The following is a 13,000-nucleotide window of genomic DNA, read 5'->3' on the forward strand; positions in this document are numbered from 1 at the left end:
TAATCTAATTACCAGTCGCGAACCAAAGGATATCCCAGCATTTAATGATGCCTTCCTATCAGCTTTATAATGTTGATGTTGATAAGCATTTAAACTTATAGATTGACAAGTTTGCCTGTTTTAAAATAAATTTTTAAACAGTTACCGTTAAAGTAAATTATTCCTCGTGTTAGTAACACGAGGAATTTTTATATAGACGTTTTTAACCCCCCCGTTGTGCAATTAAACTGAACTTATATTTCTAAAACATACTAACTAATAAAAGGCTAGTTACTGACCAATTTTTGGTTAGTGACTAGCCTTTTATTTTATTCATAAGCGTTGTTGTAACTGATAAGTAATATCTTCGTATCCTGGCTTTCCCAACAATCCAAACATATTACGCTTATACGCCTCCACGCCTGGTTGGTCAAATGGATTAATTCCATTCAAGTAACCAGAAATGGCAACAGCTACTTCAAAGAAGTAGATGGCTTGTCCCAAAGCAAATTCATTTTTCTTGTCCACCTCAATAATCATGTTAGGTACACCACCGTCAACGTGGGCCAACAACGTTCCTTCTGAAGCAGTACGGTTAACGTAGCTCATCTTCTCACCTTGCAATTGCTTCCACCACTCACCGAATTGAACCAACGTTGGATCATAGTTAATCAACTAACAACCAAAACCTTTGAGTCTGATTGGATCTTCTTTGCTGCTGCTTGAATACGTGCAAACTCATCCTTGTCGTATTCAGTTGGCAAGTGAAGCCAGTCAGTGTAGGTTGAACCAGCCCCAGTCTCCTTACGTAGCATTTCATCCGCAACTGTAACCATTGGTTGCACCATGGAAATTTCCGCATCTAAAATAAATTTTTCTAGATGTTGGGTCTTAAATTTTAATATAGAATTATTCAAGATTAGCATGCCTCTTTTTTAATTCGGATTCGGAAATATTAAATTTATTCATATAGTTCATGACAAATAAATCTCCATATAACCAAACAGATTGTTCAAATAAACTTCCCATTGGTTGTTGTGTTATGTCGTCATTAGTAAACTTACTTTTACCTGATAGTATAGTGACATAGTCTGCTTTTTTATATATTGTATTATGCGTGTTTGTACTCCATAGCCAAACTTTCGCGCCAATATTTTTTGCAGTATCAACATATTGAATTAATTGACTCGTTTCTCCAGATGAAGAGGCAATAATTAATAAGTCTTTATCCTGAATAGCAGGTGTAGTCGTATCTCCTACAAAAAAAGTCTCTTTACCTAATTGCGCAAGGCGCATGGCAAAAGCCTGTAATGCTAGTCCTGAACGTCCAAATCCCGTCAAAAAAATTCTATTAGTTGAATTGATAACCACTAATAACTCATCGGAAATATTTTTATCTGAATTATTATTTAGTTCATAAAGTATGCTTTCCCAATTCATAACAAACTCCTATATTATCCAAGCAATTTCTTGAATTCAGCTGCGGCTGTGGCTGGATCATCTACTGTAGAAATTGCTCCACCAATAATTAATAGATCTGGATTAGCCGACTTAATTTCCTCCGCTGCTGTTAATTTAATTCCACCAGCGATTGCGGTCTTTGTATTAGAAACATTGTTCTTAATGATATTAAAGGTTTCAAAGGGATCTTGACCCAAGGCTTGTAAATCATACCCTGTATGAGTGCCAATATAATCTGCTCCAAAAGCATCTATTTCACGAGCACGGGTTGCAACGTCTTGGACCCCAATCATATCAACCAACAACTCTTTTCCAGCTTCATGAGCTGCTTTTACAGCGTCCTTAATAGATTGATCCTCGGCAACACCTAAAATCGTTGTAATATCTGCCCCGTAAGCAAATGCCTGGTTCACTTCATATGGAGCGACGTCCATGATTTTCAAGTCAGCAAGTAATGTAATATCTGGAAATTCTGCACGAATTTTTTTTAGTCCTTCAAGTCCAAAATTAATTACCAAAGGAGTTCCATATTCAAAAATATCAATACTATCTTTCGTCTTTTGAATTAAATCAATGGCTCCTTGAACATCTTCTAAATCAATTGCTAATTGTAGTTTCATAATAAAATAACACCTTTCTTTTTAATACTATATGTACATTGTCTACCTTGCTGGTAAAATTTAATAGAGGGCACTTCAAAGTAACCTAGTGTCTCTTTATATTTATTATCCATAAGGGAGTAGTATTATGTCAGATTATTTTCGAAATACTGTTATGAAAAAACTTAGTAATGGCGATTTTGATTGTACTAAAGAATTTACAGTATCAATGTTTAGCGGTAAGCATAAATTATTAATATTATGGATTTTAATAAATGATGGGCCACAAGGCTTTTCATATTTTATGAAAAATCTGAAGGGTATCAGTAAAAAAGTTTTATCAAACCAACTGAATGAGTTAATGGCGGACCAAATTGTCTCTAAACGAGAATACTTAACTGGTAAAGTAAAACACACTGAATATCAACTAACAGATATAGGAGAAACGTTAATTCCCATCATAGTTGCTTTAAATGACTGGGGAGAAAATAGACTGAAACAAGTTACTTTAGTGAAAACATTTAATAATGATTTATAGATTTTTATCTGCTGTTTAAGATGCTCAGAAATCAATAAATTGGACTATTTTTATTCAGTTTATTAGGCGACATTTGAGATACGATTGCGATTATAAAAATTAATATACCAGCCAATGGCTGCTTGAACTTCAGTTAACGTTTAGTATGCCTTCAAATAAACTTCTTCGTATGGATGTCCTTGGAGTGAAGATGAATGTTTCAAGTCATAATTTTGACCTTTGATATTAAATTCAGCACTTGTGTATTGTGAACCCATATCTGGATGAATTATTAGTGGATTTTTATACTTATCTAACGCCATCTATAAGGCACTTGTGGCTAGTTCGGTTGTCATTGTATTGCCAATTTTATAGCCTAATACCTTTCTCTTATCAAGGTCCAAAACGGTCGCTAAATAGACCCATCTGTGATTAGTCAGATGGCCGCTCAATACATATCAGACTATGCGTGATAAAACTCCGTCATCTTCCTCCAAAATAGCGAGCCCTTCTCTAGTTGCTTGACGTATTTTAAAGTCTTTGACTGACAGTTGATCATGATTGGAGTAGCTTGTTTAACCCAAATAGAAATAGAATCTTTCGACGGTCTAGATTCTTCTGCTAATGATTTAAGTAAACGGCCTTCTTGGTGAAGTTTAACCAATTAATTTGTGAAATCTTGTGAATAACGAATTGACATAAAAAATACTCCTATACTTTCATTTTACGGACTGGATAACAATAGTCCATTTTTTAGTATAAGAGTAAAGTTCCTGCAATAAATCAACGTTATCGCAAGAAGCGGATTACAAAAATTAATTATTCAATTTGAGCAAACAAATCATTTAATGCTTCCGTCATTGTCGGATGTGTGTATATTTGGTCTCGCAAAGACTCAGCAGAAAGATGATTTTGCATGGCTACACTAATAATATTAATCGTCTCAAATGATTCCTCGGCATAAATAGTTGTGCCCAAAATTTGATGTGTATGCGGATCTACTAATGCTTTATAGATACCTCTTGGATTACCAATCACTTGTGACTTGGGAACACTAGAGGTTGTCATTTGTAAAACTTTATAAGGAATTCCCGCTCCTTTTAGTTGTGCTTCTGTTTGTCCAACACTACTAATAGCTGGATTTAGAAAAACTGTGCTAGCAAATACTGGTCTATTTAAACGACTTCGTGTCTTATCACCATATAGCTGATTAGCCATAATCCGCCAATCATCTAGAGAAATATAAGTAAATTGTGAACTACCGGCAACATCACCTAAAGCATAGATATTTTTAACGTTGGTTTCTAGTGTATCGTTGACTAAAATTTCACCGTGACTACCCGTTTTAATGCTTGTTCGCTCTAAGTGCAAATCAGCCACTTTTGCTTTACGTCCCGTAGCAACCAACAATCCATCAGCTTGTAGTTTCTTAAATCCGCTTGGCGTGTTTACAGTTAAGGCTACCCCGTTTAGTGTATCAGACACAGCTATTAAGTTACTTTCTAATAAAAAGGATATACCATCCTCTTCTAAATCATTCTTAGCTTGTTGAGCAATTTCAGGTTCAAATTTCTCTAAAATCTTAGATGAGTTATCAATGATCGTCACGTGGCTACCAAATTGTGTATACATTGATGCAAATTCTAAGCCAATCGGACCACTACCTAGAATAACTAATTCTTTTAATTGTTTATCTTTTGCAAGCAGATCTGTTGATGAATAAGCATTTTTACTATTAAGTAATCCATCAATATTAGGCCAAACTGGTGTGGCCCCTGTATTAATAAAAATTCGATCTGCTTGCAATATTTCCTGCCCTGAATTATCAGATACTTGCAGTGTGTGATTATCTAAGAATTCAGCAGTGGCTGTTAAAACTGTTACGCCGGTTAAATCAGCCACCTTATGATAATTTTTATTACGTAGCTTTTCAGTTAGATCATTTTTCTTTTTTAAGGCAGCTTCATATTTTATACCACGGTGGGCATTAATAATCATATTTTTAGTCGGTAAACAAGCCACATTAATGCAAGTTCCTCCGTACATGTTGGGATCTTTTTCAATAATTAATACTTCTTCACCATGCTTTGCAAGTGTTCCTGCAAGTGTTTTACCTGCTTTTCCAAATCCAATAATAATATTATTAAAATGTTTCATTATTCATTCACCTTGCTATTCAATATTTACTTTTTGTTAAAATAACAAATCAGGATCTAAACTTATTATAAATGCCTAATATTTTAGGATTAACATTGCAACCAATTCCCAATTTGTATGCGTCATTATAATAAAAGTTAATTGCAACAATGTTCTGAAATTACCATAATATTATTACCTCCTCAAATTATTATAGACAATTTAACCCTTTCAGTGCAAAGTATTTGCTATTATATTATTTTTTGACTTTGCGGTAAATAATCTTCATGTAACACAGATGAACAAATCAAATTTGCATATGAATTACATCAGCAAGAACTAACTTATAAGATGATTGAACGTAAAACTAGGACTAGTGTCAGAACCCAGCAACGCCGAATTAAATAAATAAATAATTAAATTGTTTATTTATTTAATTATTTATTGTGCTATACTATGAGTATAGACAAGGAGGAAAGGAAGTAAGCAAAATGAAAATTATTACTTTTACCGCTATCAAAGGTGGCGTTGGTAAAACTACTTTAACTTTAAACTACGGGGATTGGTTAGCAAAACAAGGCAATCGAGTTTTGCTAATTGACTTAGACCACCAATGTAATTTAACAACCGTATTTGAAAAAACAAAACGTAATAACACGATTGCAGAAGCCTTTAAAGATGAAGATGAAGCCCAGGAAGTTTTAATTGATAAAGTAGCGCCTAATTTAGATTTAATTGCTGGTTTTATAGATCTAGACGTTTTAGGAAGCCGTCTAGAAAATAACAGCAATAAAGAAATGATGTTATTCATGTGGTTTCAAAACAACTTGAATAAATTGCAGTTAAACCAGTACGATTATATCTTGATAGATACACACCCAGACTTTGGTACAATCACAAAAAATGCTATCGCAGTTAGTGATTACCTGCTTAGTCCAATTACACCAAGTGAACATGGTTACAATGCAAAATTTGACTTAGAAACACGCTTAGATAAGTTTAGAAAATCACTTTTTGATTATCGGACTGGCGAAACTTATGTTGACGCAAAACTTTTCTTTATTGGTAACATGATTAAACATAATACAAACATGTCACGTGACCTACTTAACCATATTGCAGATGATGAAACGGTAGCCACTATTATTCCTGAAAGAGAATTATTTAATAAGGCAACAGCTAGGCATGCTTCAATTTTTGAATTAACACAGCAAGATGATTCAATTTATAAGCAAAACAAAAAGTTTGTTGAACAAGCTAATCAATTGTTTAAAGAATTAGCAAACAAAATAAAATAAAAGGGGTTTATTATTATGAGCTTAGATTCATTTAACAAGAAAAAAGATGAAGAGATGAAAGAAAACTACCAGGAAACGCTAAAAAATGACAAACAAAGTTCTACTGATTTTATCAGCAAAATTAGCCGTAAAGAAGTTGAACGCAAGCGATCAGTGACTTTTTCAATCACTGAAAGCCAGCTTAAAAAAATGGATAAGACAGCGCACGAAAACGGCTTTAAAAACCGTTCAGAATTTTTAGCTTCAATTATAGACGCTATTTAATTATTAAATAATTTATTTATTTGTTTATTTAGTTATTTACTTGTTAAATGATTTAGGAGGAAAACTCAATTACTTGACTACTGGTTGTATTTGTATCTAGGGTGTATCTATTTATTGCCTTTATTTGCTATCTTGAAGTTGAATAACGGCGATACACGTTTTATGTTACGCAAATTACTTTTCCCACTTGAATACCAGATTCAAGTTAAAGCAGAACAGGCATTTAATAACAGTCGGTCAGCACCACGCCTAATTCACGTTCTAGCGTGGTGTGTGAGCACTTTAGGGCTTGGTAGGGGCAAGTATACCCCTAGTGGCGCTAAACGAGCCTATGATGAATCATACAGCGCTTTTAGTGTTTATTACTTATTACTGTATGATTGCACTAATCACTTTTTGGTTTCAACCACATGCAAATATCAGCACTAAGACAAAATAGAGTTAGTCTTTAATTTGTTTTAAGTTTTACAAAATGATACAATTTCAATTAAATGAACATGAGATGAGAATAATTTTAAAACAAAAAATCCCCACTCATCAGAGCAGGGACTTAAAGTTTTAAATAAGTAGTGGTGACGCACTACTTAGCCTATCTAACTTTAACTGCCAGGAAAAAGTTAGATAAACATTATTTCAGATATTGGCTATATTATACCAATTTTAGCGACTAGTCGCAAATAAGTATATTTAGACTGAATAACTGAAAGCAATGGACTAAGTAGTTACAGCTGCCTAGTCCATTTTTTATTTTCACTTACATTTATGAAACATCAACATTCACTAAGTCACTAAGTGAGTTGAAAAGCGTTTGATAAAATTTAGACCATTGGCAATGCTAATATTTTATCAACCCTAATCATAGCAACTTTTAATTTTAATGCAAGTTGTTGGATTTATCAACTCACTTTCAAAGCAGAAAGGGAGTAACAAGCATGCAAAAGAATAAAAGATACAACACAAATGACTATTACGGAGAAACTTTCTATCAATTACCAAAGGTATTATTTACCAATAAAAAATATCAAGCCATTAGCAATGACGCAAAAGTTGCCTATGCTTTATTAAAAGACCGTTTTAATTACTCAATACGTAATAACTGGATTGACGAAGAAAACAACATTTATTTTATTTTTACAAACAAAGAGTTGATGTCATTATTAAATCATCACGAAAAGAAAGTCATTAAAATTAAAAAAGAACTTGAACAAGTTGAACTACTTGAACAAAAACAAATGGGACTAAATCAACCAAACCATTTATATTTATTGCGCCCAGAAGTAGAAGCAACGGACATTTATTTACAAGCAAATGCTGAAACCCTTGATAATAGCGGAACTGTCCAAATGACAGTTCCAGAAACCCTTGATAATAGCGGAACTGTCATTTGGACAGTTCCAGTCACAGCAACAAACCAAAACGCTAAAACCCTTGATAATAGCGGAACTGTCCAAATGACAGGCAATCTATATAATAATAACTACTTAGATACTAATAGATACAATATAGATACAGAAGAACTAGACTTTTCCACAGAAAATTATTCAAAATCTGAAATCCAAAACCAAAACCAAGACCTAGTTAAACAAGCTTATAAGTTCCTGACAAATGATGATGCTGGAATCCCATTTGAACCAGAAACGGTTAAACTAATTTCATTGTGGACGAATAATCCTAAACAGGTTCGTAAATTTATCGGCATTATCTTAAACGCCAGAAAAGCTGTGCAGGAAGAACACGACATCAGTTTCATTTTAGATGATGAACCAGAATTACAAGCAAAAATCACACAAACAATTAGACGCTATTTTAACGCTCTTAGAAGTGATGATAAAAAAATCAGAAATCAAGAAAATTATTTGTATATCACAATGAAAAATATGTTTGAAAATTATGGTAGTGCCAGACAACAACGTGAATATCGTGCTGAACACCCAACAAAAGAAGACCATGAAGAAGCATTTATCAATGGGCTTAAAGGTGGACTACCCGAATCAATTAGATACATAGAAAATTATAAATAGCCGTTAAAAGCCATATAATGCCATATAAGCCATTTTATAGTTCAAACAGCTAATTAGACGTTTGAACTATAAAAATCGCTTAAACGAACAAATAAACAGCTTAAATCAACTTTTAAAGGAGAATTAAGCATGGCTGAAAAACAGTTTTATTCAGATAGGTATAATTTCACGCCCGCAGAAAATCGGCGTTTTGCACGGTCAAACTTTACCAAGTTAGTGCATACCAACGCTCGTTTTGAGGGAGTTAATACGACCTTGCCACAAACGCAAACGATCATGGACGGCATGAGCGTTGCAGGTGTACCAGTAGAAGATGTTTTGACGATTGTTAATTTAAAGCGAGGTTGGCAATATGTTACGACCCAAGACGAGCCTTTAACGTTAGCAATGGAAAAGCAAATCAATAAAGTAGTGGCTGCCGAAGACGCCTTAGTTCCTGGCGACTTACGACAGGGACAAGGTGGGGTCAATTTGGGGAGCGAAGAATTTTTTGAACTGCCAATGATTGACGAGCAACAAGAACAAGCATTTTTACAACAAATATTGGCTGATTCACAGACAACCACCACTGATAAAGCCTTGACTGTTATGTATCATAATATGCGCCAGCAAATATTTTGGGACGGTAACAAACGAACTGCCACTTTAAGTGCCAATAAAATCATGATTGACGGTGGCGCTGGGCTAATCAATGTGCCATTGGATAAGTGGGATAAATGGAACGAGTTAATTGCTGATTATTACCGCACCAACGACATGACCAAAGTTAAGCAATGGACGTATGATAATGCGATTCAGGGATTAGAGGTAAGACAAAATAAAAATCTAAGCAATGATGAACTAAACAGCATGTATAAAAATCTAAAAAAACTAATCAATTAGAGTTTGAATCGATTAAAAAAGAAATAAGTAAAAGGACACAACAAGATTTAAAAGAATTTGCCAAAAATCCAGAGATAAAAGCTAAAAAAAGAACCAGAAAATAAAAAGGATAGTCCTAATCTTTAGGGCTACCCTTTTTATATTTATCAGGTTTATTTGCGTTGACGTAATTGGCAAATATTTTTAGCAGTTCTTCGCTTTCATCAATGCTAAGATTTTCTGCTTCAAAATATTTTTCAAATAGCGCCCCTTTTTGTATCAAACGCCTGGAACGTGCTTTACGTTTTTTTTGACTTTCGTAGTATTTAGATTGGCGAGCTTTGAAATCAGCTTGTTCAATATTTTTTTCAGCTTTATCACGTTGCTTAATTAAGTTATTATACTTTTCATTCATAAGCAAATTTAGCCTTGAGGTTGATCAAATTCAGTGCCTTGTTCGTTAGATTGATTAGAGACAGAATCGTTTGACTTAGCAATTGAATCTTCATTTAGATAAGTCACAATTTTAGAAGCAAGTTCTTTAAGTGTTCCTTGATCTAAACTACTGTAATCCAATTTAGCGTCTTTAATAATCTCATGACCTAAACGCTGGTCAATATTTTTCTTTTCCTGCTTAACCTTTTCATTAAGTTTTTCGAGTTTAGCTTGTTGCTTTTCAATATTTGATAATGCCATAAATATGACCCCCTTAGATTTACTCGCTATCAATATGTCTTTAAAATAGGACAATGTTTAATTTAGGTCAACTTATTATTTGCGAGACAAAACAGAAAAGAATAAAATAAAAATATTAAGTACAGAAGTCAGCGACCGAGTGAAAAGAGGTTAATGCGCACTTACACCCCACTCACTACTTGTGGGGTAAATCGTGTTAAAATCTGTATTAGAAGTCGCTGATAGCGACAACCAAAAAATCATTCAGAAAGGATGTTACCGCATGGCAATTTTTCACATGAGTTTTCAAAATATAAGTGCAGGTAAAATGCGTAGTGCGATTGCAGGCGCTAGTTATCGTAGTGGTGAAAGATTACATTCAGATCGGGAAAATAAAAATTATTTTTATAAACGTGATGTCATGCCAGAAACGTTTATTTTGATACCTAAAAATGCGCCAGAATGGGCCAAAGATCGACAACGATTATGGAATGAAGTGGAGAAAAAAGATTGGCGGATCAATGCTAGATATGCGCGGGAATTTAATGTGGCTTTACCACTTGAATTATCAGCAGTTGAACAGAAGGATTTACTCACAAAATATGTGCAAGAAAACTTTGTTGATGCGGGTATGGTAGCAGACATTGCCATTCATCGAGATCATCCTGATAATCCACATGCCCATGTGATGTTAACTAACCGGCCCTTTAATCCAGATGGTTCATGGGATGTGAAGAGTCGTAAGGTGTATATTTTGGATGATAATGGTCATAAAACATATACCGGAACAAGTAAATATCCTAGGAGTCGAAAGCTACTAACAACTGATTGGGATAAAAAAGAAAAAATTACGGAATGGCGTCAAAATTGGGCAAAAGCTGTTAACCAAATTTTTGCGGTCAAAAACATACCCGAGCGAATTAGTGAACAGTCCTTTGCCGATCAAGGTATTGAAGAGGTACCCACGCAACATGAAGGTATTAATTCACAACGAGCTAGTCGGCAACAATTCAATCGTGAAGTGCAACAACTTAGGCAAGCGAAAGCTATTGTTAAAAATGCTAACGAAAAGATCCATCATGAACGTCGTATTCAGACGTTACAGCGTCATTATTCATTTGATGAAAAACGGCTAGTTGCACAGTTAAGTCAGCAGTTAAAAACGTTTGTTAGTTTAGAGAATTTAGACGAAAAGCAACGATTACTGTTTAACTGGAAAAATAGTGCCATGATTAAGCAAGCCATTGGTGAAGATATGACACAACAACTAGTAACGATTAGTCAACAAGAAAAATCATTAACAGAAGCTAATCAACTATTAGATAAAGTTGTTAAACGAACGGTTGAAAAACTTTATCCAGAGGTTGACTTTAACCAGACTACCATGGCAGAACAACGTGAGCTAATTAAAGAAATCGACAGTGAACAAAAAGTGTTTACCGGTGACGAATTAAAAGTGCGTTTGGCTATGATACGGGCAGATATTATTAACCAACAAGTTTTAACATTTACCAAGCGGCCATATGTTAGTTGGTTAATGTTGGAAGAGCAACAACAAAGAGCTGAGCAAATAATCAGTGATGTTCTGGCCCCCAAAGGCTATCGTTTAGCAGATATTAAACTAACTAGAGGCACACTTTTAAATGATTTTAATGATGAAAAGCAAGCAATATTAAAACAAAATATCAAAGAACTAGCGGCAGTTAATGAGATCAAACAAGTTGTTAAAACGCAATATAACAACATCTTAAGTAAAACGTTCCCCAATATGAATTTAAGCAAGACTAAAATGACCGAAAAGGAACGATTATATACGGCAGTTATTTATTACGATCCAGAACTTAAGCCTTTAGAAAAGCATGCCTTAGAGCAATTGAAAGACAATCCGCCAGTGCAGTTTACTACCCAGGAACATGAACAAGGTCTTGCTTATTTGAGTGGGCAAGTCAAACCTGATGAGATTCAGAATGCCAATCTGTTACGAGTATTGAAAAATAGAGGGACCCAACAGTTGTTTATTGGAGAAGCCAGCCAAGATCACGAGATTTCAATTAAACAGGTGACACAGGCTAAGCAAGCTCTAGAACGGCATAATCAAAAAACGGATAATTATCGTCACGAGAGTATGGGAAATTATCGAGCAGTTAATTATCGCCAAACCAAACCACAAGACTATCTAGGCAGACTATTAACGGATACGTTAATGAATTTATTGTATGACGGCCAGCAGGAGCAGACGCAAACACAAAAAAGACAAGCAGACTTAGCGTATGAATTAGAGAGAAAGCAACGGCAACATCATAGAAAAGGACGGCATTATGGGACGCTGCATAGATAAAGAAAGTTCAACTTATTTTTTGAATTAAATTCAATATATGATATAATTAATTTATGAAAACACCAAAGTTTAAGAGCTACCAACGATTAAACGGTCATGATGAGTTTGTGGAATTTTATCAGCAATTACCGGTCAAAGATCGTAAAAAATTAATTGCATTAATTCGAGCAATTGAACAACAAGGACTATTAACAGCTGCCAAAATGGAGTGGATCAAGAAATTAGACAGTAACCTATACGAGATTAGGTCCAAAGTTGCTTCAAATATTCAAAGAGGTTTGTATTTTCATGCCGAAGAAGAGCAATACATTATTACGCATGGTTTTACTAAGAAAACCCAGAAAACACCAGCACGTGAAATAAAGCATGCTAAAGAAATTCGTGCAGAATACTATCAACGAAAGGGAGATGAAAAGAATGGCTAACAAAACTTATTTAACGGATATTGATGATCTTTTTGCCCAAGATTTACAAGACCCAATCTTTGCTAATGATGTTAAAGCAGAACTAAATAAATTAAATAGTGCTGTGGCGGTACGAAATGAACGTGAAGCTTACGGATGGACACAACACGATTTAGCAGAAAAATCAGGTTTACCACAATCAACGATTGCAAGAGTTGAGAATGGTGCTAACACAAGTATGGATACTATTTCAAAAATTGCAAATGCTTTTGGGAAGTCAATACAAATTAGTTTTGCCTAGGCATATGAGATATTGTTGGTTATTGTACTTAATTAGTTAAAAATATGACAAGGGTATTGGTATTAGGGTAGCGTCAAGAATCTTGTGTAAATGAAATGCCTTCGTACATATAATATGTATCTAACTTAAATAAATGATGCTTCCAA

At 34.3% G+C, this 13,000-nt stretch carries 15 protein-coding genes and 1 pseudogene; 8 read left to right on the forward strand and 8 right to left on the reverse strand.

The features are described 5' to 3' along the window. Window positions 1-312: 312 nt before the first annotated feature. The 4 genes and pseudogenes from Q0977_RS17025 to hxlA form a co-directional block, all read right to left on the reverse strand. Window positions 313-603: pseudogene (locus Q0977_RS17025) on the reverse strand (glucose-6-phosphate isomerase); the annotation flags it as partial. A gap of 47 nt (window positions 604-650) precedes the next feature. Continuing rightward, the gene (locus tag Q0977_RS17030) at window positions 651-827 is read right to left on the reverse strand and encodes a hypothetical protein (RefSeq protein WP_299516063.1); all 177 of its coding nucleotides are present in this window, start codon (window positions 825-827) and stop codon (window positions 651-653) included. Between the two features lie 61 nt (window positions 828-888). Then, window positions 889-1,419 carry a 6-phospho-3-hexuloisomerase gene (gene hxlB, locus Q0977_RS17035; protein WP_299516065.1) on the reverse strand — a complete coding sequence of 177 codons (531 nt, stop codon included), beginning with the start codon at window positions 1,417-1,419 and terminating at the stop codon, window positions 889-891. Between the two features lie 14 nt (window positions 1,420-1,433). Further along, complete coding sequence (gene hxlA / locus Q0977_RS17040; RefSeq protein ID WP_299516067.1) at window positions 1,434-2,060, reverse strand: 3-hexulose-6-phosphate synthase; 627 nt, start codon at window positions 2,058-2,060, stop codon at window positions 1,434-1,436. A gap of 127 nt (window positions 2,061-2,187) precedes the next feature. Between hxlA and Q0977_RS17045 the strand changes: the two genes are divergently transcribed. Then, window positions 2,188-2,577, forward strand: a complete 390-nt coding sequence (locus tag Q0977_RS17045; protein WP_273753752.1) for a helix-turn-helix domain-containing protein — start codon at window positions 2,188-2,190, stop codon at window positions 2,575-2,577. Between the two features lie 140 nt (window positions 2,578-2,717). Here the strand turns inward: Q0977_RS17045 and Q0977_RS17050 are convergent, their stop codons facing one another. Beyond that, window positions 2,718-2,879 carry a hypothetical protein gene (locus Q0977_RS17050; RefSeq protein ID WP_299516073.1) on the reverse strand — a complete coding sequence of 54 codons (162 nt, stop codon included), beginning with the start codon at window positions 2,877-2,879 and terminating at the stop codon, window positions 2,718-2,720. Between the two features lie 496 nt (window positions 2,880-3,375). Then, complete coding sequence (locus tag Q0977_RS17055) at window positions 3,376-4,713, reverse strand: FAD-dependent oxidoreductase (RefSeq protein ID WP_299516075.1); 1,338 nt, start codon at window positions 4,711-4,713, stop codon at window positions 3,376-3,378. 470 nt (window positions 4,714-5,183) lie between these two features. On the opposite strand from Q0977_RS17055, the gene Q0977_RS17060 reads away from it, so the two are divergent. The 4 genes from Q0977_RS17060 (at window position 5,184) to Q0977_RS17075 (ending at window position 9,157) form a co-directional block, all read left to right on the forward strand. Continuing rightward, window positions 5,184-5,990 (forward strand): ParA family protein, encoded by an 807-nt coding sequence (locus tag Q0977_RS17060; RefSeq protein ID WP_299516077.1) that lies wholly within the window; start codon window positions 5,184-5,186, stop codon window positions 5,988-5,990. Window positions 5,991-6,005: 15 nt separating this feature from the next. Then, entirely contained in the window at window positions 6,006-6,254 is a 249-nt protein-coding gene (locus Q0977_RS17065; RefSeq protein WP_010499880.1) for a ribbon-helix-helix domain-containing protein, read from the forward strand. Between the two features lie 932 nt (window positions 6,255-7,186). Then, the gene (locus Q0977_RS17070) at window positions 7,187-8,275 is read left to right on the forward strand and encodes a replication initiator protein A (protein ID WP_299516085.1); all 1,089 of its coding nucleotides are present in this window, start codon (window positions 7,187-7,189) and stop codon (window positions 8,273-8,275) included. Window positions 8,276-8,404: 129 nt separating this feature from the next. After that, entirely contained in the window at window positions 8,405-9,157 is a 753-nt protein-coding gene (locus Q0977_RS17075) for a hypothetical protein (protein ID WP_299516087.1), read from the forward strand. Between the two features lie 115 nt (window positions 9,158-9,272). Here Q0977_RS17075 and Q0977_RS17080 read toward each other — a convergent pair whose 3' ends face one another. Both Q0977_RS17080 and Q0977_RS17085 read right to left on the reverse strand, forming a co-directional pair. Then, window positions 9,273-9,551: a hypothetical protein gene (locus tag Q0977_RS17080; RefSeq protein WP_299516089.1), complete on the reverse strand. Its 279-nt coding sequence runs from the start codon at window positions 9,549-9,551 to the stop codon at window positions 9,273-9,275. An 8-nt stretch (window positions 9,552-9,559) separates the two neighbouring features. After that, the gene (locus Q0977_RS17085) at window positions 9,560-9,832 is read right to left on the reverse strand and encodes a hypothetical protein (protein WP_299516091.1); all 273 of its coding nucleotides are present in this window, start codon (window positions 9,830-9,832) and stop codon (window positions 9,560-9,562) included. A gap of 193 nt (window positions 9,833-10,025) precedes the next feature. On the opposite strand from Q0977_RS17085, the gene mobQ reads away from it, so the two are divergent. Genes mobQ through Q0977_RS17100 form a run of 3 tightly spaced genes read left to right on the forward strand, consistent with a single transcriptional unit; the run spans window position 10,026 to window position 12,854 of the window. Then, window positions 10,026-12,149, forward strand: a complete 2,124-nt coding sequence (gene mobQ / locus Q0977_RS17090) for a MobQ family relaxase (RefSeq protein WP_299516094.1) — start codon at window positions 10,026-10,028, stop codon at window positions 12,147-12,149. A 53-nt stretch (window positions 12,150-12,202) separates the two neighbouring features. Further along, complete coding sequence (locus Q0977_RS17095; protein ID WP_277362573.1) at window positions 12,203-12,574, forward strand: type II toxin-antitoxin system RelE/ParE family toxin; 372 nt, start codon at window positions 12,203-12,205, stop codon at window positions 12,572-12,574. Then, entirely contained in the window at window positions 12,567-12,854 is a 288-nt protein-coding gene (locus Q0977_RS17100; RefSeq protein WP_042494391.1) for a helix-turn-helix transcriptional regulator, read from the forward strand. Before Q0977_RS17095 ends, Q0977_RS17100 begins: the two co-directional genes overlap by 8 nt. The last annotated feature ends 146 nt before the right edge of the window (window positions 12,855-13,000 follow it).

It is taken from the genome of uncultured Rummeliibacillus sp. (genome assembly GCF_934216135.1).
Lineage (GTDB): Bacteria > Bacillota > Bacilli > Bacillales_A > Planococcaceae > Rummeliibacillus.